This is a genomic window from Corallococcus sp. AS-1-12 (assembly GCF_020036995.1).
Lineage (GTDB): Bacteria > Myxococcota > Myxococcia > Myxococcales > Myxococcaceae > Corallococcus.
Genome location: NZ_JAIQDD010000016.1, coordinates 127819 through 151579, shown reverse-complemented (window position 1 = coordinate 151579; position 23761 = coordinate 127819). Strand labels below are relative to the sequence as shown.

Below are 23761 nucleotides of genomic sequence, written 5' to 3'. Positions count from 1 at the left end.
ACCCCGTCACATCGTCTTTCTCCTCCCGTCGACGCGGCCCTGTCGAACAGGTCCGGGAGCACGAGAGGGGATTGCCCCGCCGTAAAGCCAGACATCCCCCAGCCATGCCCCCTGACTCCTGACGTTGGAGCATGGTTTTTCATTGCCTGTCCTTTCCCCCTGGGCCAACCCCTTGAAGAAAACCCTCCTCCTGGTTGAAACGTTGTTCGTCCTGGGCGCCGCCGGCTGTGGCGCTCCGGATGGTTCCCTTCCGGCGGAAGAGCGCCAGCCGTCGCTCGAGACCGCCGGTGAGGACCTCACCACCACCGGCTGCACGCAGCTCACGCCCACAAGCGTGAAGGCCAGCGGCGACGACGGCACCGGCAGCGTCGCCACGAACACGCTGGATGATCAGCTCACCACCCGCTGGAGCAGCCTGGGCAAGGGCCAGTGGATCGACTACGACCTGGGCGCCACCAGGAGCGTGGGCGCGATGGCGGTGGCCTGGCACCAGGGCAACACGCGGGTGAACACCTTCACCGTCTCCGTGTCGCCGGATGGCTACACCTATACGCAGGTGTACAGCGGCAAGAGCAAGGGCACGACCACCGCGGCGGAGACGTACACCTTCACGCCGGTGAGCGCGCGCCGGGTGCGCGTCACGGTGCAGGGCAACACCCTCAACGACTGGGCCAGCATCGCGGAGGCGCGCCCCTGCGCCGGCACCACGACGACGCCGCCGCCCACCTCGCCGGGCGGCATCGTGTGGCGGGGCGACTTCGAGTCCGGCGACCGCGGCCAGTGGGACGGCACGCAGATGATGTCCGCGGACCGGCTGCAGGTGATTCCGTCGCCGGTGCGCGAGGGCGGCTACGCGCTCAAGGCCACGGTGAAGCAGGGCGACGACCCCATCAACTCCAGCGGCAACCGCAATGAAATCTTCAAGATGACGAAGGAGCCGTCGGGCTCCGAGTACTGGTACCGCTGGAGCACGCGCTTCGCGCCGGACTTCCCCAGCGTGAACACCTGGCAGCTCTTCACCCAGTGGCACCACGACGGGTGCTGCGGCTCGCCGCCGGTGGAGTTCTACGTCTACGGCGAGGAGATGCGGCTCAACATCGGCGGGTCCCCGGGCATCATCGTCTGGCGCACGCCGCTGGTGCGCAACGCGTGGCACGACTTCATCTTCCACGTGAAGTGGTCCCCCAACGCCACCGTGGGCTTCGTGGAGCTGTACTACAACGGCCAGCTCGTGCTGCCCAAGCGCTACATCGCGACGCAGTACTCCGGGCAGCTCAACTACCTGAAGATTGGCCTGTACCGGAACGACACCATCGCGCCGGTGGGCGTCGTCTACCACGACGGCTGGGTGATGGGCCGGACGCAGGCGGACGTGCTGGATGCCAACTACAAGCTGAAGTGAGACACCGGCCGCGTGCCCCGGTAGGCGCCGGGGCACGCTCCGGGATAGGCTTTCACGAGCCCATCCCCAGGAGTGCCCCCTTGCGTCTGTGCGCCGCGCTGACCGCCTTGTCCCTGCTGGCGTCCTGCACCACGACCTACGCCATCCCCAAGCCGGAGCTCGCGCGGCTGGATGGCTTCCGGGACGACAACGCGGCGCTGATGCGGGAGCTGGGCGACGTGATGCTCAACCGCGCCACGGAGCGCAAGCGCGTGCTGCGGGACGTGGAGGGCCAGCCGCACCCCTTCACCTCCGACACACCGCTGGCGCTGGCGCGGGTCTCCGCCCGGGCGGACGCGGAGTTCCAGCGCTTCATCGAGGTGGGCGTGGACGGGGACCGCTTCCGGGGCGTGCCGCTGGAGGGCTCCACCTCCAGCACCGCCGCGCCCCCCATCGTCGTCCCCCTGTCGGAGGTGGACCACGCCCGGCTGCGCGAGTTCAGCCTGGGCAAGACGCTGCTGTTGACGGGCACCATCGGCGCGGTGGTGCTCGGGTCGCTGGTGGTGGCGAGCATGTTCTTCGAGCCCACCACCGGCTCGGACCCGGACGACCGCGGCGTCATCGACCTGGGCCCGACGCCCCGGCTGACCTCGAACCTGGGCTTCTGACGTCCCGCTAGCGCGCGTCCGTGCGCTGGCGCAGCAGGCCCTCCTGGGCCACGGAGGCCACGAGCCGCCCGTCGCGGGTGAAGACGTGCCCGCGCGCCAGGCCCCGGGCGTTGCCGGCCCAGGGGCTCTCCATCGTGTAGAGCAGCCAGTCGTTGACCTTCAGGTCGCCGTGGAACCACAGCGCGTGGTCCAGGCTGGCCATCTGGAAGCCCGGCTGGAGGAACGTCTGGGCGTGCGGCTGGAGCGCGGTGCCCAGCAGGTTGAAGTCGCTGGCGTACGCGAGCACGTAGCGGTGCACCTGGGGCTCGTCGGGCATGGCGCCGTCAGCGCGGAACCAGACGTGCTTCACGGGCGCCTCGGCCTTGGGCTCGAAGGGGTCCACGTACGTGACGGGGCGCATCTCGATGGGCTTGGCGGAGAGGAACTTCTCCCGGTGCCGCTCCGACATGCGGCCCGCGTGGCGCCCCAGCAGCTCCAGGTCCGTGGGCAGCGACTCCGGCGGCGGCACGTCCGGCATGGTGGCCTGGTGCGTGAAGCCCGGCTCCTCCCCCTGGAAGGACGCCATCAGCGTGAAGATGGGCTGCCCCTTCTGGATGGCCACCACGCGGCGGGTGGTGAAGCTGCCGCCGTCGCGCACGCGGTCCACGGTGTAGACGACGGGCAGGCCCGCGTCCCCGGGGCGCAGGAAGTAGCCGTGCAGCGAGTGCACCGTGCGCTTCTCCGCCACCGTCTGGCTGGCGGCGGACAGGGACTGCCCCAGGACCTGCCCTCCGAAGAGCTGCCGGAAGCCCAGGTCCTGGCTCGCGCCACGGAACAGGTTCTCCTCGATGGGCTCCAGCTTCAGGAGCCCCAACAGCTCATCCAGCACCCGGCTCATGTACGTCCTCCCGTTTTGACGCACCCCGTCCATATCCCAGCCCCGGGCCCCCGCGCGCGGGCCAATGTAGAGTGCGGCGCCTTTCCGTCCCGGAGGAGCCCGTGGCCTCGCTTTCCCTGCCAGACGCCGTCCGGCGGCACCCGGCGGCCTGGGGCATGGCGGCCACGTTCGCCGCCAGCCTGCTGCTGCGCGGGCTGTACCTGGCGGGTTCACCGGACCGGGACTGGCCCTTCTCCGTCTTCTTCGCGGGCGACGCGCGCTTCTTCCACACCGCCGCGCTGGACCTGGCGCGGGGCCGCGAGGGCCCCACCGCCCTGCCCTACCACCCGCCCCTGTTCCCCGCGCTGCTGGGGCTCCTGTACCGGGTGCTGGGCGAGCCCCAGGGCAGCGCGCTGCCGTACAAGCTGGCGCTCGCCTATCTGGGCGCGGCCACGGTGGCCTTCTGCCAGGGCTTCTGGCGGCGCCTGCTGGGGACGCCGTGGAGCCTGGTGGCGGCGGGACTGTATGCCACGAGCTTCGGGTGGCTGGTGCTGTCCACCTCGTACAGCAACGAGACGCTGTCCGCGCTGTGGCTGTGTTTCACCTGTGCGCTGGCGTCGCGCGTGGGCGGCGCGGCGCCGTCCTGGCCCGCGGTGCTGGGGTTGGGGGCGGTGATGGGCTGGGGCACCCTCACCCGCGCGGAGCACCTGGGGCTGTGGCCCTTCCTGCTGACGTATGCGTGGACCGCGCGCGAGCGGGGACCCTGGAGGCCCTGGGCCCTGCGCTGGGGCGCGGCGGTGGGCGTGTCCCTGCTCCTGCTGGTGCCCTCCGCGCTGCGCAACCTGGACACGATGCGCGAGCTGAACGCGCGGGCGCCGCACCTGGAGCCGCTGCCGGAGTGGGTGCCCGTCACCGTGTACGGGCCGCTCAACTTCGCCATGGCCAACCACGCGGGCGCCACCGGGGGCTTCACCCCGACGTTGATCAACCAGGGCGGCAGCAACGGCCAGTTGGATCCCTCCCGCCCGGAGCACCGGCGCCTGCTCCTGCACGGCTACACGCAGGGGCTGCGCTGGATGGTGGCCTCGCCCGCGGACGCGGCCCGGCTGCTCGGGGCGAAGCTGGACCTGTGGCTGGACGGCCTGAGCCTGGGCGTCGGCGTGTCGGACGTGCCCGGAGGCCTCACCGGCGAGCGCGCCCCGGTGGACGTGTTCGTCCCCGACTCCGCGTGGCTCAAGTGGCCGCTGGCGGCGCTGCTGCTCGCCGGGATGCTGCTGTCGCTCAAGCCCGCGCACGCGCCCTTCCGGCTGCTGTCGCTGGTGGTGCTGCACCGGGTGCTCGTCACGCTCGCCTTCTTCGGCTACGCGCGCGGCCTGCTCGTCGTCTTCCCCGCGCTCCTGCCGCTGCTGGTGCTGCCGCTGAAGGTGCTGGGCGAACGCCACGCGGCCGTGGCCCGGAGGCTGCCCGCGCTCGCGGGGGCGCTGCTGCTGCTCGTGTGGGGAGAGGCCGCGCTCGTCGCCACGCGGCAGACGCCCCGCCGCTTCATGGCCAGCGGCACCACCGACGCGGCGAACGGCAAGCTCATCCAGGACGACCGCGTCCGGCTCTGGCCCCAACCCTGAGCGGGGGCCCGGGTGGAATACTGCGAGCGGACCAAAACGCTCCGCGAGTGAAGAATCCCCCAGTGAACATTACAACCCCATGAATTTACTTATTTTCCATAAATTCACAGATACTCAGGAATAACCGCAATTCATTTTTAAAAAGCGAATGACCTAAGCAGGAGGCGCTCCGCCCCGGAGCCCGCCGGACCCGTCCGGCGGCATCACCCGAGGAGACGTCATGCGCCCCCTGCGGTCCGCGTTGTGTTGTCTTGCCCTCCTGGTGTCGTCCACGACATACGCCTTCCAACCCACCCCACCCGAGCAGCAGGGCGCGGTGGCGAAGAAGGCCTTCTTCAAGCCGGACCTCTACCTGCCCATCCAGAACGTGCCGCTGGAGAAGGCGCGGTCGCTGATGCCGCGCGCGGGCGCGGACCGGTGGGCGGGGTTCATCACCCGCTATGGCGGCAACGTGCAGGTGTACCTGGATCCGCTGTCCGGCATGCCCACGGGCATCCAGGGCAGCTTCCCGCTCATCCCGGGTGACGGCTTCCGCAACAGCGTCACGCTCGAGTCCGTGCGCCAGGGGCTGGGCCGCTCGGTGGGCAGCGTGGACGAGTCCGTGGTGGGAGAGCTCGTCTTCAAGTTCGTCGCGGACCACCAGGACGCGATTGGCGTGGACCTGCTGCAACTGGGCTCGCCGCGCGTGACGCAGGTGTCGGACACGCTGTGGCAGGTGCACATCCCGCAGGTGGTGAACGGCGTGCCGGTGCGCCACGGCCGGCTGGCGGCCACCATCAGCCACGGCAACCTCATCCTCCTGGGCACGGAGGCGTGGGCCAACGTGGGCATCGACACGAAGCCCCGCTTCAGCGCGAACCAGGCGCTCGCCGCGGGCAGCACGTTCCTGGGCCAGACGCTGTCGCCCACCAGCCTGTGGCAGCCGCCCACGCTGGAGGTGACCCCCTACGCGCGCACGGGCGCGGCCTTTGGCCAGGGCTATGGCCACGCGCTGGTGTGGAGCTACGGCTTCTCCAACCCCGGTGAGCACGAGCGCTGGAAGGTGACGGTGGACGCCAACTCCGGCGAGGTGCTCGCCGTGGAGGATGACAACCACTACTTCGACGCGCAGGTGAAGGGCGGCGTGTACCCGTCCACCAACATCGGCACGTGCACGTCCAAGGAGACGTGCGGCACCATGCAGCCCAACACGCCCATGCCGTGGGCGAACACGGGCTTCGCGTCCCCCAACAACTTCACGGACGGCGCGGGCGTCTACAACTACAGCGCCGGCACCCTCAACACGACGCTCGCCGGCAAGTACGTGAAGATCGCCGACAGTTGCGGCGCCATCAACGTGAGCTCCGCCACGGGCAGCCTGGACCTGGGCGGCGTGAACAACGACCACGACTGCACGGTGCCCGCGGGCACGTCCGCGGGCAACACGCCGGCGGCGCGCTCCAGCTTCTACGAGCTGAACAAGATCAAGGAGGTGGCCCGCGGCTGGCTGCCTGCCAACACCTGGCTGCAGGGCCAGCTCACGTCCAACGTGAACCTGAGCAGCACGTGCAACGCCTTCTGGAACGGCAGCACCGTGAACTTCTACAAGTCCGGTGGCGGCTGCCGGAACACCGGTGAGATTGGCGCGGTGTTCGACCACGAGTGGGGCCACGGCATGGACAACTTCGACGCCAACGGCTCCCTGTCCAACTCCAGCGAGGGCTACGCGGACATCGCGGGCATCCTGCGCCTGCAGACGTCCTGCGTGGGCTACGGCTTCTTCCAGACGACGGACACGGGCTGCGGCCTCACGCCGGACGGCACGGGCTACAACCAGCAGGAGTCGCAGGTGGCGGGCCAGTCCTGGTGCAACCTGCGCTGCTCCGGCGTGCGTGACGCGGACTGGGCGGCGAGCGCGCCGAACATCCCGGCCACCCCGCAGAACTTCACCTGCAAGATGTGCTCGTCCGGCTCCGGCCCGTGCAGCAAGCAGGTGCACTGCGCCGCGTCCCCCGTGCGCCAGGCGGCGTGGGACCTGGTGACGCGCGACCTCACGGCCGCGCCCTTCAACTACAACTCCAACGACGCGTTCCTGCTGGGCAACAAGCTCTTCTACCAGGGCTCCGGCAACATCGGCACGTGGCACGCCTGCAACTGCACCGCCGGCACGTCCGACGGCTGCGGCGCGACGAACGGCTACATGCAGTGGCTGGCCGCGGACGACGACAACGGCAACCTGGCGGACGGCACGCCGCACATGACGGCCATCTACGCCGCGTACAACCGCCACAACATCGCCTGCTCCACGCCCGCGCCCACCAACGGCGGCTGCGCGGCCGGCCCCACCGCGGCCCCCACCACCACGGCCACCCCGGGCGACAGCCAGGTGAGCCTGTCGTGGACGGCCTCCGCGGGCGCCAACCAGTACTGGGTGATGAAGACGGAGGGCTTCGCGGGCTGTGACTTCGGCAAGGCGCGCGTGGCCACCGTCACGGGCACCAGCTACACGGACCCGGAGGTCGCCAACGGCCGCCAGTACTGCTACTCCGTCGTGCCCGCGAGCAGCAACGCGTGCTTCGGCCAGGCGTCCGCCTGCACCTGCACCACGCCCACCTGCGCCGCGCCCGGCGCCCCCACGCTGTCCACCCCCGCCTCCGGCGCCACCGGCGTGGAGCTGCTCGCGGCGCTGGACTGGGCGGACGTGACGGGCGTGTCCGGCTACGAGGTCCAGGTGGCCACCGACAGCGCGTTCACCAACGTGGTGCGCAGCGCCAACTCGCTCGTGGCCAGCGCCTGGACGGTGTCCCCGGGCCTGACGGCGAGCACCGCCTACTACTGGCGCGTGCGGGCGCTCAACTCGTGCGGCGGCACCAGCTCCTGGAGCGCGACGCGCAGCTTCACCACGCGCGGCTGCGTCACCCTGGCGGCCCCCACCCTGACGGCCCCCGCCAACGCCGCCACGGGCGTCGCGCTGACGCCGGCGCTGGACTGGTCCGACGTGACGAGCGCCTCCGCGTATGACGTGCAGGTGGCCACCGACAGCGCGTTCACCAACGTGGTGCGCAGCGCCACCGGCCTGTCCTCCAGCGCGTGGAACGTGACGCCGGGCCTGTCCAACCTCACGGCGTACTACTGGCGCGCGCGGGCCACCGATAGCTGCGGCGCGAGCCCCTACAGCGCCGCCTTCAGCTTCACCACCACCAACGTGTGCACGCCCACCGTGGCCACGTACAACGCCACCCTGCGCACCCCGGCCTGCGGCTCCGTGTGCGGCTGCGACACCGGCCCCACGCTCGTCAACGGGCGCGGCACGGTGTCCGGCGGCGTGGAGCCCAACCAGCCCAACACCCTGGGCGGCACCTGCGCGGACGGCTCCAGCGGCAGCTACCACGCGGATGAGAGCATCGACCGCATCGTGCTCAAGACGGTGGACCAGGGCACCATCACCCCGGGCAAGCAGCTCACGGTGGACGTGACGGTGTGGTGCTACGGGACCAGCGACCAGTTGGACCTGTACTACACGACGAACACCACCACGCCGTCGTGGACCGCCATCACCACGGCCCAGGCCTGCACCGCGGTGGGGCTGAAGACGTTCTCCTTCCCCGTCACCGTGGGCAGCACCACCGGCAACCACGCCGTGCGCGCGCAGTTCCGCTTCAGCAGCACGCCGACCAGCGCGTGCGTGTCCGGTTCGTACAACGACCGCGACGACCTGGTCTTCAACGTCGTGTCCCCGGTGGCCGCCAGCCCCTCCGCCCCGTCCGCGAAGCAGGTGCGGGGCCGGGCCCTGACGGCGCGCTAGTCAAGACGCGCGCGGCCAGAGGGCCGTGACATGGGGGCTCCCGGTCCACGCCGGGGGCCCCCGTGCCTTTTCGCGCCCCGTCACCAGGTGTAGACGACGGACGGCGCCGAGCGCTTCGCGGGCCCGTGGTGGACCATCTCGATGTTGTTGCCGTCCGGATCCAGCACGAAGGCCGCGTAGTACCCCGGGTGGTAGGAGCGCTCCCCCGGCGCCCCGTTGTCACGGCCGCCCGCGGCCAGCGCCGCCTGGTGGAAGCGGTGCACCATCTCCCGGTCCTTCGCCTGGAAGGCCAGGTGCACGCGCGCGGTGGGCTCGCGGTCGTTGCTGAGGAAGAGCTCGTCCGCGGCCAGGTGCCGCTCGCTCTCGTTGAAAACGGGGATGCCCATCACCTCCAGCACCGCGCGGTAGAAGCGCTTGCTTGCCTCCAGGTCCCGGACCTGGAGGTGGACGTGGTCGAACATGCGGCCGTGGTGCAGTTCCATGGTCTGCCTCCCGTGATGGGCGTGTCGGGTGTCGTTCAACACCTCGCGCTCCCGCGACCATCAGAGCGGCAATTCGCGCATGTCAAGGCGGCTGCGCCCGGGAAGTCGTGAAAGCGGCAGCGACTTCCACAAAAGCACGGGCGCGCGGCGTCAGGACGACGCAGGTTCGTGCGATAGTCCGCGCCACTTCGCTGTTCTTGCCTTCAGGAGGGTGCCGCGATGTTCATCGAAATCATCGTCCTGCCCCGTGAAGAGCAGTCCCCGAAGCGGCGTACGCCGAAGGCCGCCCGGGCGCCCCTGGCGCAGGAGCGGCGCGGCCGGGCGGAGCTGGCCCAGGAGTGGCGTGAAGAGGGCAAGGCCTTCCACACCTCCGTCCTGGAGTTCATCAAGGCCCAGCACCTGCTGGGCGCGGTGAAGTGGATGAGCGAGCCGGGCCTCCTGCCCCAGGTGACGCTCATCGCCACGGACCGCGTCCTGGAGAAGCTCCAGGCGGAGCCCCGGTTCGCGGCCGGCCGCTCGCTGTCCATGAACCTGCAGACCTGAAGGCCGCCCGCCCCCGCGGTCTCCCCCTCTCCGTTTCCCAATTTCCAATCATCCGTCGTGACACCCGCGTGAGCCCTTCCGCGGCGCGTCCGGCCGTGGCCCGCGTGCGTCATCGTTGGCGGAAAAACCTGTCTCATCCTGTTTCACGCTGCTCTCCGCCTTGACGGCAGTGTCTTGAATTCCACAGGATGCGCTCCCAACCCACGAGGTCTGGCCAGACGGCCCGGACTTGAGCGTGGGGGGTCCTTGGTCGTGCCCCCCGTCAGTGCGCCCCTCGCCTGGAATCGGAGCGGAACATGCGTTTGAAGAGAGTGGTCCCCGTCGTCGTGTCGCTGTGTTGCGCCACCGCCTCCGCCGAAGCGCCGCGTGACCGGGAGGTCTTCATCACCATCGGTTCGGACGCGGCGGGCACGGTGCGCTCGTCGTTCCGCGGCGTGGGCACGCCCACGCTGGTGCGCGAGGCGAACGGGGTGAGCGTGCTCAAGCTCACCGAGTCGCAGTTGGGCGACGTGTCCGCCGTCATGCATGCCCAGTATCACCGCTGCGCGGGCTACATGGCGCACGACACGCAGGAGGAGGCGCTCGCCCAGCTCACGCCCGCGCAGCCGGCGCAGCCGCTGGTCAGCTACACGATGGACAACGCGGCGGTGGTCAACTCGCTCTTCTCCGGCCTCCAGGAGGCCAGCATCCGGAGCGCCATCACCCAGCTCTCCAGCTACACGAACCGCTACTACAACAACTCCACGGGCGGCACGCAGGCGGCCGACTGGCTGAAGACGACGTGGGAGTCCTACGCCAGCGGGCGCAGCGACGTGAGCGTGCAGTTGTACACGCACTCCGGCTGGACGCAGCCGTCCGTCATCGCCACCATCACCGGCACCGTCTACCCGGACGAGGTGGTGGTGATTGGCGGCCACCTGGACTCCATCAACATCACCGTGGGCTCCTCCAGCCGCCCCACGGCGACGGCGCCGGGCGCGGATGACGACGCCTCCGGTGTCGCCACGCTGTCGGAGGTGTTCCGCGTGGCCATGGCCAAGGGCTACAAGCCGGCGCGCACGGTGAAGTTCATGGCGTACGCGGCGGAGGAGGTGGGCCTCTACGGCTCGCAGGCCATCGCGCAGGCGCACAAGAGCGCGAACACCAACGTGGTGGGCGTGCTCCAGTTGGACATGACGAACTACCGCGGCTCCACGGTGGACATTTCGCTCGTCACGGACAACACCAACGCGGCGCAGAACGCGTTCCTGGGCAGCCTCATCGACACGTACACGGGCTACACGCGCGCCAACATCACGTGCGGCTACGGGTGCTCGGACCACGCGTCGTGGCACGCCCAGGGCTACCCGGCGTCCATGCCGTTCGAGGCGCGGTACGACCTGAACCAGGAGAACCCCTACATCCACACGGCCAACGACACGCTGGCCAACAGCACGGACGGCACCACCGGGGGTACCGCCAACCACGCGCTGAAGTTCGCGCGCATCGGCGCCGCGTACCTGGCGGAGCTGGGCAAGGGCTCCATCCCGGGCATGCCCACGGACACCACGCCTCCCACCGTGTCGCTCACCGCTCCGGCGAGCGGCGCGACGGTGAACGGCACCACCAGCCTCACCGCTTCGGCCAGCGACAACGTGGGCGTCAGCCGGGTGGAGTTCCTGGTGGACGGCGCGGTGAAGGGCACGTCCTTCGCGTCGCCGTACAGCTACGCGTGGGACAGCCGCACGGTGGCCAACGGCAGCCACACGGTGGCGGCGAAGGCGTATGACAGCGCGGGCAACAACACCGTCACGGCGGCGCGCACGGTGACGGTGGCCAACGTGTCCACGTCCGGCACCTACGACGCCACGTTCATGACCGTGCGTTGCAGCGCGGCGGCGGCCACCTGCGACAGCGGCACGCTCTTCAACGGCCGCGGCACCCGCGGGCCGGAGCTGAACACCCCCAACACGCTGCGCGCCACGTGCAAGGACGGCAGCACCGGCACCTACAAGAGCGACGAGTCCCTGGAGGCCCTGAAGGTGTCCACCGTGGACGGCTCCAACTTCGCCGCGGGCAAGCAGGTGAAGGTGGAGGCCACCCTCTGGGCCTACGCCAACCCCGCGTCGGACCGGCTGGACCTGTACTACACGGCCAACGCCAGCGCGACGACGCCCACCTGGACGCTGATCACCTCCGTCACGCCGTCGGCCGCGAACCTGCAGACGATTTCGGCCACGTACACGCTGCCCTCCGGCACCAACCAGGCCGTGCGCGCGCAGTTCCGCTACGGCACCGGCACCCCGACCAGCGCGTGCATCTCCGGCGAGTACAACGACCGCGACGACCTGGTGTTCACCGTCCAGTGAGCGGCACCTGAGCTGAGCTGACACACGAGGGGATCCGGGGCACGCAGCCCGGATCCCCTTCGTGTTTCAGGCGGTGAAGCGGGCCTCCGGCATCCGCGCGGGCGCCCGGCCGGCCGCCTGCCGAGGGGCAGAGGGCGGGCTGTCCTCCGCCGGGTCCCGGTCCCACCTTGGAGGGGATGATGACCTCCCCCCAGGCCGAGTCCCGCGTCCTGCGCGAGAAGCATCCCACCGAGGGCGCGGAGCGGGGCCGGCTGTCGCCCCGGCGCGAGGCGCTGCTCCAGGCGCGCATCAAGGACCTGTCCCTGCGGCTGGGCGGCACGCCCCTGGAGCGCTACATCGCGCAGCTCCACGCGGAGCTGGAGGCGAAGGGCATCTCCTTCAAGACGAGGCAGGCCGCGCGTTCAACTACGCCTACCGCCTCTACGACGTGGTGAAGCCCGCGCGCTCGGATGCCTCCATGGGCCTGGGGGTGGAGAAGGACATGGAGGGGCTGGCCCGGCGGGTGAAGAAGATCCGCCAGGAGTACGACGACGAGGCGCTGGCGGAGGAGTACATCGAGGGCCGCGAGCTGTACGTGGGCGTGGTGGGTGACACGGCGGCGCCCGAGGTCCTGCCGGTGGTGGAGCTGGACTTCGGCTCGCGGTGGAACCGCAAGCGGATGAAGATCGCCAACCGCGAGGTGAAGTTCGGCCCGGAGACGCCGGGCAGCCCGCACCTGGTGCTGCCCACGGACCTGTCGGACGAGCTGCGCGGCCGCATGGAGCGCGCGGCCGTCACGGCGTTCCGCGCGCTCAAGCTGCGCGACTACGCGCGCATCGACTTCCGCGTGTCCGCCCGCACCAACGAACCCTACCTCCTGGAGGTGAACCCCAACCCCTACCTGGAGACCCAGTGCGAGGTGGCCATGGGGGCGAAGGAGCGCGGCCTGGGCTACGAGGCGCTCGTGCAGCGCATCGTGGACACCGCGGCCCGGCGCCACGGCCTGGGCGTGGAGCCCCGGGCCACGGCGCGTCCGCCCACGCGCGAGCCCGCCCCCGCCCCGCACTGAGCCGGGCGCGCGAGTGACGCCCCCACGGCACCGGTCCCGGATTCCGGTGGCCCGGCCTGGGGCGTTGCTCTAAGGGGGAGGCGTGCTCCACCGTCAGCTCCTGGACCATGCGAAGGCCGTGGCCCGCTTCGCGCCCGTGCGGCCCGCGGTGAAGTCGGGCCTGCGCGCCGCGCTCGCGTTCTTCGTCCCCACCGTGGTGGGCACCGCGCTGCACCTCCCCGGCGCCCTGTGGCTGGCGGTGGGCGGCTTCAACACGTCCTTCGTGGACAAGGGCGGCTCCTACCACGCCCGCTTCCGCGCCATGGGCGGCACGGCGCTGGCGGCGGCGGTGTCCGCGGTGATGGGGGGCCTGGCGGGAATGCACCCGGCCCTGGCCATCCCCGCCACCCTGCTGTGGGTGACGGCGTGGAGCTTCGCGGGCGTGTACGGCGCCGCGGCGAACCTCACCGGCAACATCGCCGCCACCACCTTCGTCATCGCGCTGGGCCTGCCGGCGCCCACCGCCCTGCACGCGCTGGAGTCCGGCGTGGCGGTGCTGGGCGGCTCCGCGTGGGCCATGCTGCTGTCGCTGGTGCTCTGGCCCATCCGCCCCTACCGGCCCGCGCGCAAGGCGGTGGCGGCGTGCTTCGACGCGGTGGCGGACTACGCGGAGGGGCTGTCGCGCGCGGTCCAGGGCGCGCGCGAGGACGCGTGGCAGGCGCTCATCCAACAGCAGCACGGGCGCATCCGCGAGACGCTGGAGGTGGCGCGCACCACGCTCGCGGCCACGCGCCAGGGCCGGGGTGAGCGCGGCCGGGGCGAGCGGCTGCTGGTGCTGCTGGAGTCCGCGGACGCGATGTTCATGGGGCTCATCGCCCTGGGCGAGCAGTTGGAGAGCCTGGGCCCGCCGGTGAGCGGCCCCGTGGGAGACCCGCGCGCGGCGGTGGCGGTGGCGCTGCTGGACTGCGCCAACACGGCCCGGGACCTGGTGCGGCTGGTGGAGCAGGAGGGCCGCAGCCGCAGGCCCCAGCCGGAGTGGGACGGACGCGCGCTGAAGGACGCGGTCGGGGACCTGGACGCGCGCGGGCTCGTCACGCGGCTGGAGCGGGCGCGGCTGACGGACATCGCGCGGCTGCTCACGGAGATGCGCGAGCGCGCGGACGTGGCGCTGGACACCGCGTGCCGGCTGCCCGGCCCCTTCCCCCAGGCCCCGCCTCCCGCACGCGCGCTGGCCGAGGAGTCGCACGTGTCCCTGGGGGACCCCGTGCGCGCGCACCTCACGCTGGACTCGGAGGTGCTGCGGCACGCGCTGCGCGTGGGCATCACCACCACGGCGGCGGTCTACATCGCCAGCGTGTTCCGTCCGAACCACGGCTACTGGGTGACCCTCACCGTGCTCACCATCATGCAGCCGTACACCGGGCCCACCTTCCTCAAGGCGCTGCAACGGGTGCTGGGGACGGTGGTGGGCGGCCTGCTGGCCATCGCCGTCGCGTCCTGGCTCCAGGACCCGCGCGCGATGATGGGCCTGCTCTTCTGCACCGCGGCCCTGTGCGTGAGCCTCATCCCGCTCAACTACGGGCTGTTCACCATCTTCGCCACGCTCACCTTCGTGCTGCTGGCGGAGCTGGGCAGCGGGGACTGGACGCTGGCGACCGTGCGCATCGTCAACACGCTCATCGGCGGCGGGCTGGCGCTCGCGGGCACCTTCTTCCTGTGGCAGCGCTCGGAGGAGCAGCGCTTCCCGGCGCAGTTGGCGGACGCGCTGCGCGCGGACCGTGAGTTCTTCGCCGTGCTGGCCCGCGCGTGGCAGCAGGGCGGGCCGCCGGACCCGACCGCGCTCGCGGAGGCGCGCCGCAAGCTGGGGCTGGCCACCATCAACGCGGAGACGTCCTTCCAGCGCCTGCTCAATGAGCCGCGCTGGCGCACGGAGACGGTGGAGCCGCTGATGACGCTGCTCGCGTTCACCCGCCGGTTCGCCGCCGTCTGCACCCTGCTCGCCTCGCGGCGCTCCGTGCCCTCCACCCCGGCGGTGCAGGAGGCCCTGTCACGCTACGCGCGCGCCATGGACGCGAGCATGGAGGACCTGGCGGACGCGGTGCACCATGGGCGCCGCCCCAGCCCCCTGCCCGCCTTCGACGTCCTCATCGGCTGGAACGTCCCCACCCCGGACGCGGCCGGCGCGGCGATGGCCGCCGAGGCGCCCCTGCTCCAGTCCCAGTTGGAGCGGCTGGCGCGCCAGATCACCGTGCTCCACACCGCCGCCGTCCGCCGCCTGGAGGCCCTTCCCGAGGCTCCGCCCCAGGCCCAGACATCCATGATTACCAAGTCATGACAGAACAATCTGGATAGACTGCGGGGCTCCCCCCTTGGTGTCTGGAGCCCCCATGTCCTCCTGGTTGTCTCGTGTCCCCCTGCAGGGCCTGCTGCTGGCCGCCTCCGCCCTCCTGCCGCCCGCCGCGAGCGCGGCGAACGAGACCGTGCGGGTGTGGCTGACGACGACGTCAGGCAGCGCGCTGGCGAAGAAGCTCAACGCGGAGGCGGACAAGGCGTTCGGCCCGGAGACGGGCAGCGCGACGGCCATCGACGTGAACGACGGCGTCACGTACCAGACCCTGGACGGGTTCGGCGGCGCGCTCACGGATTCGTCCGCGTGGCTCATCTTCAACTCGCCGCAGCGCACGGCCATCATGAACGACCTGTTCAGCGTGAGCGCGGGCGCGGGCCAGAGCGCCATCCGCCTGCCCATGGGCGCGTCCGACTTCGCTCGCGCCAACTACACCTACGACGACACCTGCTGTGACCTGAACGACTTCTCCGTGGGCCACGACACGGCGTACATCCTGCCGCTGCTCAAGCAGGCGCGCGCCATCAACCCGGAGGTGAAGGTGTTCGCGGTGCCGTGGAGCGCGCCCGCGTGGATGAAGTTCAACAACTCGCTCACCGGCGGCGGATACCTGCGCAACGATTTGTACGGCACCTACGCGAGCTACTTCGTGCGCTTCGTGCAGGCCTACCAGGCGAACGGCGTGCCCATCCACGCGCTGAGCCTCCAGAACGAGCCGCACAACGCCAACGGCGGCTACGCGACCATGCAGATGGAGTCCAACGATCAGTCCGTCTTCGCGGCGCAGCACCTGCGCCCCGCGCTCAACGCCGCGGGCTTCAGCGGCGTGAAGCTGCTGGCGTGGGACCACAACTGGTACGACGGCTCCGGCCCCGCGGGCTACCCGCACGAGGTGATGGCCTACAACGGCGGTCAGGCGCAGGGCGCCGTCGCGGGCGTGGCCTACCACTGCTACGAGAGCCCCGAGGGCAGCTACAGCGTCCAGTCCGCCTTCCACGACGCGTACCCCGCCAGGGAGGTGCACTTCACGGAGTGCACCGGCGGCTTCTGGGCCACCAACGCCGCGGCGAACCTGGAGTGGGCGCTGCGGAACAACCTCTTCGGGCCGCTGCGCCACTGGTCGCGCACGTCCTTCTACTGGAACCTGGCGTTGGATCCGAACCACGGGCCGCGCGTGGGCGGCTGCGCGGACTGCCGGGGCATGTTCACCGTGGACAACGCCAACGGCACGTACACGCGCAACGAGGAGTACTACGCGTGGGCGCACCTGGCGAAGGTGGTGCGGCCGGGCGCGGTGCGCGTGGGCGCCACGTCGCTGGGCAACAACAACATCGAGACGCTCGCCTTCCGCAACCCGGACGGCTCGCGCGCACTCATCGCGCTGAACTCGAATGACGGCGCCACGCTGTCCTTCAAGGTCCGCTGGAACGGCCAGGCCTTCGAGTACACGCTGCCTCCGCGCTCGGTGGCGTCCTTCCAGTGGGGCGGGACGTCCAGCCCGCAGGGGCCCTGGTACCGGCTGGTCAACAAGGCCACCGGCAGGTGCGTGGACATCGTGGGCCCGTCCACGGCGGACGGCGCCGGGCTGCACCAGTGGACGTGCCACACCGGCGCCAGCCAGCAGTGGTCGCTGGTGGCCACGGACAGCGGCTACTCGCGGCTGGTGTCGCGCTACAGCGGCAAGGCGGTGGACGTGGCGGACGCGGGCCAGGCGGACGGCGCGCGCGTGCAGCAGTGGTCCTGGGCGGGCGGCGCGAACCAGCAGTTCAAGCCGGTGGCCACCAGCGGCGGCTACACCCGCTTCGAGGCCCGCCACAGCGGCAAGGTGCTGGACGTGAGCAACTGCTGGAGCAGCGGCGACGGGGCCACCGTCCAGCAGTGGGTCTGGTCCAACAACGACTGCCAGCAGTTCCGCCTGGAAGCCGTGCCCTGATCAGCGCACCGTCGGCGGCGGCGGGGTCGAACCGGAGCAGCGAGCCCATGGCCGCCTTCACGGCCCCGCGGTGTGTCCGCCACCCCGTTCCCGCAGGCCCGCCTGGGGAAAGGCGGACGTCTCCAGCGCCGGATCCGTCCTGCGGGCAACACCCGGCGGGGCGCACAGCGCACTCGCGCCAATCTTTTTCGATGCGGGTGGTTCCATTCGCCGCCCGCGCCCCCACTGTTTCCGGTGCACCGCCCGTGAACTCCTCCGACGCCAACAACGCCCACACCGGTCGCACTGCTGTCACGGTCCTCAACGTCAATGACGACCCGGCGACGCTGTACCTGCTGAGCCTCACCCTGAAGCAGGGTGGCTACCAGGTCCTCGAGGCCACGGGAGGACGCGAGGCGCTCCGGCTGGCCCAGGGGCTGCCCGACCTGGTGCTGCTGGACGTGCACATGCCGGACATCGACGGCTACGAGGTGTGCCGCCGCCTGCGCGCGGACGAGGCCACGCACGACCTGCTCATCGCCCACCTGTCGTCCGTCTCCGTCAAGCGCGAGGACCGCGTGCGGGGCCTGGCCCAGGGCGCGGACGCGTACTGGACGCGGCCCCTGGCGGAGGACGAGCTGCTCGCGAACATCGAGGCGCTCCTGCGCCTGCAGGCCCGCGCCCGGGACGCCGTGCGCGCGAGAGACCGGTTCCTCCGCGTCGCCGGCCACGAGCTGAGGACGCCCCTCACCGTGCTGCGCCTCAACCTGGAGCGCGCGGTGGAGATGGTGCGGGGGGACGCGAACACGGGCGACCTGATGCGGAAGCGCCTGGCCCCCGCGGTGCGCCAGCTCACCCGGCTCCAGGGCCTGGTGGACAGCCTGGCGGACGTGTCGCGCCTGTCCACGCAGGACGTGGCCCTGGTGGTGGACACCGTGGACTTCTCCCAGATGGTGCGCGAGCAGGTGGAGCGCTTCCAGGCCCCGGCCCGCAGCGCGAACGTGGCGCTGACGGCGGAGCTGCCGGACGCGCCCGTCCTGCTCTTCGGCGACCGCCGCATGCTGGAGCAGGCCGTGGGTCACCTGTTGTCCAACGCCATCAAGTTCGGCGAGGACCGGCCCGCGAAGGTCCGCCTGTCCACGCAGGAGGACCACGCGGTGCTCGCCGTGGAGGACCACGGCGTGGGCATCGCCCCGGAGGACCAGGCGCGCATCTTCCGCCGCTTCGAGCGCGTGCCCTCCGGCGGCCGCTTCGACGGGCTGGGGCTGGGGCTCTACCTGGCCCAGGAGATCGCCGCCGCGCACGACGGCACGTTGACCGTGAAGAGCGCCCTGGGCCAGGGCGCGTGTTTCGAGCTGAGGCTCCCACTGCATCGCACCCAGCGGTACTGACGTCTCAAGAGGAGAAGGATTCGTGTCGAACAGCGAAGACGCGGACGGGAGCAAAAGGTCCGGCGAAGGCAAGAGCCCGGCGAAGCGGCTCATCACCGGCGTCCCCCGGCTGGACTTCATCACCAAGGGCGGCCTCATCCAGGGTTCGTCCTACGCCATCATCGGGCCGCCGGGCTCCGGCAAGACGGTGCTGGCCAACCAGATTGCCTTCCAGCACGTGAAGAACGGCGGCAAGGCGCTCTACGTGACGCTGCTGTCGGAGTCGCACGGGCGCATGCTGGAGAACCTGTCGCAGATGACGTTCTACGACGACAGCGTCATCCCGGACCGGCTCCAGTACCTGAGCGGCTACCGCGACCTGGAGCGCGACGGGCTCAAGGGCCTGCTGGAGCTCCTGCGCAAGAACGCCCAGGCCCACGGCACCACGCTGCTCATCATCGACGGCATGGACGCGGCGAAGGAGTTCGCCCGCTCGGACCTCTCCTTCAAGCGCTTCCTGCAGGACCTGCAGACCTTCAGCAGCATCCTGGGCTGCACCACGCTGCTGCTCTCCCCGCACCATGAAGGGGAGATCCACCCGGAGAACACCGCGGTGGACGGCATCTTCGAGCTGTCGCTGTGGCTGCACGGCCCCCGCGCGGTGCGCGAGCTCATCGCCATCAAGTTCCGCGGCGGACCGTCCCTGCTGGGCCGCCACGAGGTGGAGATCAGCAACCAGGGCATGGTCATCCACCCGCGCACGGAGGTGCAGTTCGCGCACCCCGCGGCGGAGGGGCGCGAGGACCGCATCCGCATGTCCTTCGGCATCCCCCGCCTGGACGACGCGCTCCGGGGCGGCCTGCTGTCCGGCTCCACCACCCTGCTGCTGGGCGCGCCCGGCACGGGCAAGACGCTGCTGGGCCTGCACTTCCTCCTCCAGGGCGCGCGCGAGGGCCAGCCGGGTGTCTACTTCGGCTTCTTCGAGACGCCCCCCCGCCTCATCGAGAAGGCGGAGGGCACCGGCATGGGGGACCTCCAGAAGTACGTGGACGAGGGCCTCATCGAAATCCAGTGGCAGCCGCCGCTGGAGCACAACATGGACTCGCTGGCGGAGAAGCTCCTGGAGCGCATCGAGGAGCGCAAGGTGGACCGGCTGCGCCTGTTCATCGACGGCGTGTCCGGCTTCCGCTCCGCGGCGGTGTACCCGGACCGCCTGGGCCGCTTCTTCTCCGCGCTCACGCACCAGTTGCGGATGATGGACGTCACCACGCTGTACTCGGATGAGACGCCCCTCTTCAGCCCCGGCGTGGACATGCCCCAGCCGGAGGCCGCGTCCACCGTGGAGAACGTCATCCTGGTGCGCTACGTGGAGCTGCGCTCGCAGCTCTACCGGCTGCTCTCCATCATGAAGATGCGGGAGAGCGCCTACGACAGCGGCATCCGCGAGTTCTCCATCAGCGAACAGGGCATCGAGGTCGCGGGCACCTTCGAGAGCGCGGAGAGCATCCTCACCGGCCACGCGCGCCTGTCCGCCGGAGCGGCCGCCCAGCCGAGCCGCGTGAAGGCGCCCCTGGGCGCGAAGAAGAAGCAGGGCCGCAAGGCGCCCGCGAAGAAGAAGCCGGCCGCGAAGAAGGCTCCGGCGGGCACGTCCCGGCGGAGGCGTTCATGAAGACCGTGCTCGTCGTGGACGATGAGCTGGACATCGCCGAAGCCATCCAGGCCATCCTGGAAGAGGAACAACTGCGCGTCGTCATCTGCGGCAACGGCCGCGAGGCGCTGGCCCGGCTCAAGGAGGAGACGCCCGACCTGGCCATCATCGACGTGATGATGCCGGTGATGAACGGCTACGAGACCATCGACGCCATCCGCAAGGACGGCACCCACCGCTTCCCCATCCTCGTCATGAGCGCCATCCAGCCGCCCAGGGCCAAGATGGAGGAACAGCAGTGGGCCGGCTTCCTCAAGAAGCCCTTCTCCCTCAGGGACCTGGTCGACACCGTGGAGCGGCTGACCGCGCCGTAGGTGCCGCTCTCACGCTTTCAGCTCAAAGCACCCGCGGCGGGCAGGCAGCCGGCGCGGGGGCTTCCGGTTGAAATCGAGGGATCGCGCGCGCACAGTGGGTCCACCTGACGCGACGCCTCCATGCCCACTGAAGTCGAGCCGACGCCCTCCCGGGAGCCGGGCCTGTTCCGCCTGACCTGGCCCATCTTCTTCGAAATCTTCCTCTTCATGCTGATGGGCACGGCGGACACGCTGATGCTCAGCGGCGTGTCGGACGCCGCCGTGTCCGCGGTGGGCGTCGTCAACCAGTACGTCTTCATCTGCATCCTGGTGATGGAGGTGGTGAGCCACGGCGCGTCCATCGTCGTGTCGCAGTACCTTGGCGCGAAGCGGAGCGCGGAGGCGGCGCGCATCGCGGCGCAGGCCATCACGATGAACTTCCTGCTGGGCCTGGCCGTGAGCGGCGGGCTGCTGCTGTCCGCGGACGCCATCCTGGGGCGGATGAACCTGGAGCCCCGGACGCTGGCGTACGCGAGCACCTACTGGCACATCGCGGGCGGCTTCCTGTTCCTCCAGGCGCTCATCAACGTCTTCTCCAGCCTCATCCGCACGTACGGCTTCACGCGGCAGTCCATGTACGTGGCCCTGGGCATGAACGTGGTGCACGTGGCGGGCAACTGGGTGCTCATCTTCGGGCACTTCGGCATGCCGGCGCACGGCGTGGCGGGCGCGGCCATGTCCACCGTCTTCAGCCGCGCGGCGGCGGTGGGCGTCTTCGCGTGGATGCTCTGGCGGGTGATGGACGTGAAGATGCGGCCCGGGCACTTCGTGGCGCTGACGCGCGAGTACGCGCGGAAGATCCTGCGCGTGGGCGTGCCGTCCGCAGTGGAGCAGATGACGTACCACGCGTGCCAGACGGTGTTCCTGTACTACGTGACGTACCTGGGCCCGGTGGCGCTGGCGTCGCGGCAGTACGCCAACGCCATGTCCCAGTACGTGTTCCTGTGCAGCCTGGCCATCGGCATGGGCACGTCCATCCTCGTGGGGCGGCTCGTGGGCGCGAAGCGGTCGCAGGACGCGTACGCGCGCGTGCTCAAGAGCCTCAAGTGGAGCATCGGCATCACGGTGGCGGTGGACGTGACGGCCATCCTGCTGCGCGAGCCGCTCATCCGCCTCTTCACGCAGGACGGCGACATCCTGCGGCTCACCTCGCAGGTGCTCGTCCTGAGCCTGCTGCTGGAGACGGGCCGCTCGTTCAACCTGGTGCTGGTGAACGCGCTGCGCGCCGCGGGCGACGCCACCTTCCCGGTCATCATGGCGATGATCTCCATGGTCTGTATGAGCCTGCCCCTGGGCTACTACCTGGTGTTCCACCTGCACCTGGGGCTCGCGGGCGTGTGGCTGGCGGTGGCCGCGGATGAATGGACGCGCGGCCTGGCCATGTGGCTGCGCTGGCGCAGCCGCGCGTGGGAGCGCCAGTCGCTGGTGTCCCCGGCGGAGGCGCCGGTGGTGATGGCGCACTGAAGAGGGCTTGGACGCGCGCCCGCCCTGCACGCCTGCACGGGGCGGCCGGGCGCGCTCCCTCCCCGGCCCCTTCCGCTGGACGCGGCGCATCCCACTTTTGGTGGGCCGCGTCACAGCCCAACCCGGGAGAGGCCCATGCTCGCCGTCGTCTACAAAGAGAACAACCAGGTGAAGGTGGAGGAGGTCGAGGATCCGAAGCTGGAGTCTCCCACCGACTGCGTCATCCGCGTCACCTCCGCCGGCATCTGTGGAAGTGATCTGCACATGTACGAGGGCCGCACCGCGTCCAAGGCCGGACAGGTGTTCGGCCACGAGAACATGGGCGTCGTGGAGCAGGTGGGCCCCGGCGTCAGGAGCATCAAGAAGGGCGACCGCGTGGTGCTGCCCTTCAACATCGCCTGCGGCACCTGCTTCGACTGCGTGCGTGGCCGCACGGAGGCGTGCCTCGTGGCCAACCCGGACGCCCCGCACGCGGGCTACGGCTACGCGGGCATGGGCCCGTACCTGGGCGGGCAGGCGGAGCTGCTCCGGGTGCCCTGGGCGGACTTCAACTGCCTGAAGCTCCCCGGACAGCCGGGCGACGACCTGGAGGACGACTTCCTGCTCCTGTCGGACGTGTTCCCGACCGCGTACCACGGCACCGAGCTCGCGAACGTGCGCCCGGGCGCCACCGTGGCCGTCTTCGGCGCGGGGCCGGTGGGCCTGCTCGCCGGCTACTGCGCGCTCCTGCGCGGCGCCTCGGAGGTCTACGTGGTGGACAGCGTCCCGGAGCGCCTGGCCAAGGTGAAGGAGATGGGCGCCATCCCCATCGACTTCACGAAGGGCGACCCGGTGAAGCAGATTGTCGACCTGCGCCGCAACAACCCGCTCATCATGGGCGCGCTGCGCCCCGGTGAGGAGAAGGCCCTGGGCGTGATGTGCGGCATCGACGCCGTGGGCTACCAGTCTCGCGACATCCGGGGCGCGGACGCGCACGGCGGCAGGGAGAAGCCCACCCAGGTGCTGGAGCAGTTGGTGGAGCTGGTGAACCCCACGGGCTCCATCGGCGTCATCGGCGTCTACATCGCCCCGGACCCCGGCGCGCCGGACGAGAACGCCAGGCAGGGCATCTACCCGCTGCCCTGGGCCCAGGTGTTCGACAAGGGCATCACCGTGGGCACCGGCCAGACGCCGGTGAAGCGCTACAACCACTTCCTGAGGGACCTCATCATCGCGGGCCGCGCCCGGCCGAGCATGATCGTCAGCCACCGCCTGCCGCTGCACGACGCGCCGGACGCGTACAGGAAGTTCGACGCACGCAAGGACGGCTACACCAAGGTCATCCTCAAGCCCCAGCTCAGCCCCAAGGCTCGCGCGTAGGCGTCCACCCCTGTCCCCAGGTCCAATCCCCGGGGTGCGGACGCCCCGGGGATCTGGCGGTATATGGTTTGACGGTGGTTGCCCTGGACAAACCTTCGACCGTGCTGGTGGTCGAAAGCCATGACGACCTGCGCGAGGCGCTGGCGGCCCTGCTCGTGCTGGAGGGCTACACGGTGCTGTCCGTGGCCACGGCGCCGCAGGCGATGGACGTGCTGTCCCGGCTCCCGGACATCCCCTCGCTGGTGCTCTTGAGCCTGATGCTGCGCAACCCGGAGGACCAGCGCTTCCTCACCCGGCTGCGCACCCTGGGCCTCACGTCGCGGCTGCCGGTGCTGGCGCTCACCGCGGACCCGGACCTCCAGGCGGCCCCGCCGGGGACGGTGGGCCTGCTGGGCAAGCCGGTGCGCACGGAGGTGCTCCTGGCCGCCGTGGACCGCTACCGGACCCGGCGCTGAGGCCCACGCTGGGGGTGGATGTAGGCATGGAAAGGCCGCAACTGCGGGCGGCGAGGGTCGATAATCCATCAACGTCCACCGT

The 23761-nt window shown here is 70.6% G+C and carries 18 protein-coding genes; 16 read left to right on the top strand and 2 right to left on the bottom strand.

Annotated elements, in window-relative coordinates:
- Positions 1-172: 172 nt before the first annotated feature.
- Positions 173-1402, top strand: coding sequence for a heparin lyase I family protein (locus K8556_RS24085; RefSeq protein WP_223742420.1), 1230 nt, complete (start codon positions 173-175; stop codon positions 1400-1402).
- 80 nt (positions 1403-1482) lie between these two features.
- Entirely contained in the window at positions 1483-2049 is a 567-nt protein-coding gene (locus K8556_RS24080) for a hypothetical protein (RefSeq protein WP_223742419.1), read from the top strand.
- 7 nt (positions 2050-2056) lie between these two features.
- Here K8556_RS24080 and tesB read toward each other — a convergent pair whose 3' ends face one another.
- Entirely contained in the window at positions 2057-2926 is an 870-nt protein-coding gene (gene tesB / locus K8556_RS24075; RefSeq protein WP_223742418.1) for an acyl-CoA thioesterase II, read from the bottom strand.
- A gap of 155 nt (positions 2927-3081) precedes the next feature.
- Between tesB and K8556_RS24070 the strand changes: the two genes are divergently transcribed.
- Both K8556_RS24070 and K8556_RS24065 read left to right on the top strand, forming a co-directional pair.
- Positions 3082-4527 (top strand): glycosyltransferase family 39 protein, encoded by a 1446-nt coding sequence (locus K8556_RS24070; RefSeq protein WP_223742443.1) that lies wholly within the window; start codon positions 3082-3084, stop codon positions 4525-4527.
- A 220-nt stretch (positions 4528-4747) separates the two neighbouring features.
- Positions 4748-8311 (top strand): fibronectin type III domain-containing protein, encoded by a 3564-nt coding sequence (locus K8556_RS24065; protein WP_223742417.1) that lies wholly within the window; start codon positions 4748-4750, stop codon positions 8309-8311.
- Between the two features lie 80 nt (positions 8312-8391).
- Here K8556_RS24065 and K8556_RS24060 read toward each other — a convergent pair whose 3' ends face one another.
- Positions 8392-8793 carry a VOC family protein gene (locus K8556_RS24060; protein WP_223742416.1) on the bottom strand — a complete coding sequence of 134 codons (402 nt, stop codon included), beginning with the start codon at positions 8791-8793 and terminating at the stop codon, positions 8392-8394.
- A 219-nt stretch (positions 8794-9012) separates the two neighbouring features.
- Here K8556_RS24060 and K8556_RS24055 point away from each other — a divergent pair, with 219 nt between their 5' ends.
- From K8556_RS24055 to K8556_RS24000, 12 genes are all read left to right on the top strand, one after another.
- Positions 9013-9336, top strand: a complete 324-nt coding sequence (locus K8556_RS24055) for a hypothetical protein (RefSeq protein ID WP_223742415.1) — start codon at positions 9013-9015, stop codon at positions 9334-9336.
- 296 nt (positions 9337-9632) lie between these two features.
- On the top strand, positions 9633-11684 hold the full coding sequence (locus tag K8556_RS24050) for a M20/M25/M40 family metallo-hydrolase (protein WP_223742414.1): 2052 nt from the start codon (positions 9633-9635) through the stop codon (positions 11682-11684).
- 176 nt (positions 11685-11860) lie between these two features.
- A complete protein-coding gene (locus K8556_RS24045; RefSeq protein ID WP_223742413.1) occupies positions 11861-12118 on the top strand; it encodes a hypothetical protein in 258 nt (85 codons plus the stop codon).
- A complete protein-coding gene (locus K8556_RS24040; protein ID WP_370639961.1) occupies positions 12115-12732 on the top strand; it encodes an ATP-grasp domain-containing protein in 618 nt (205 codons plus the stop codon). Before K8556_RS24045 ends, K8556_RS24040 begins: the two co-directional genes overlap by 4 nt.
- Positions 12733-12814: 82 nt before the next feature.
- Complete coding sequence (locus K8556_RS24035; protein ID WP_223742411.1) at positions 12815-15046, top strand: FUSC family protein; 2232 nt, start codon at positions 12815-12817, stop codon at positions 15044-15046.
- A 52-nt stretch (positions 15047-15098) separates the two neighbouring features.
- Entirely contained in the window at positions 15099-16991 is a 1893-nt protein-coding gene (locus K8556_RS24030; RefSeq protein ID WP_223742410.1) for an RICIN domain-containing protein, read from the top strand.
- 245 nt (positions 16992-17236) lie between these two features.
- Positions 17237-18361 (top strand): hybrid sensor histidine kinase/response regulator, encoded by a 1125-nt coding sequence (locus tag K8556_RS24025; RefSeq protein ID WP_223742409.1) that lies wholly within the window; start codon positions 17237-17239, stop codon positions 18359-18361.
- A 22-nt stretch (positions 18362-18383) separates the two neighbouring features.
- Positions 18384-20009, top strand: coding sequence for an ATPase domain-containing protein (locus K8556_RS39845; RefSeq protein ID WP_223742408.1), 1626 nt, complete (start codon positions 18384-18386; stop codon positions 20007-20009).
- Positions 20006-20362 carry a response regulator transcription factor gene (locus K8556_RS24015; protein ID WP_223742407.1) on the top strand — a complete coding sequence of 119 codons (357 nt, stop codon included), beginning with the start codon at positions 20006-20008 and terminating at the stop codon, positions 20360-20362. The genes K8556_RS39845 and K8556_RS24015 overlap by 4 nt, the downstream gene beginning before the upstream one ends.
- Positions 20363-20482: 120 nt before the next feature.
- A complete protein-coding gene (locus K8556_RS24010; RefSeq protein ID WP_223742406.1) occupies positions 20483-21865 on the top strand; it encodes an MATE family efflux transporter in 1383 nt (460 codons plus the stop codon).
- A 135-nt stretch (positions 21866-22000) separates the two neighbouring features.
- On the top strand, positions 22001-23224 hold the full coding sequence (locus K8556_RS24005; protein ID WP_223742405.1) for a glutathione-independent formaldehyde dehydrogenase: 1224 nt from the start codon (positions 22001-22003) through the stop codon (positions 23222-23224).
- A 101-nt stretch (positions 23225-23325) separates the two neighbouring features.
- Positions 23326-23679 (top strand): PleD family two-component system response regulator, encoded by a 354-nt coding sequence (locus K8556_RS24000; protein ID WP_223742404.1) that lies wholly within the window; start codon positions 23326-23328, stop codon positions 23677-23679.
- Positions 23680-23761: the final 82 nt, after the last annotated feature.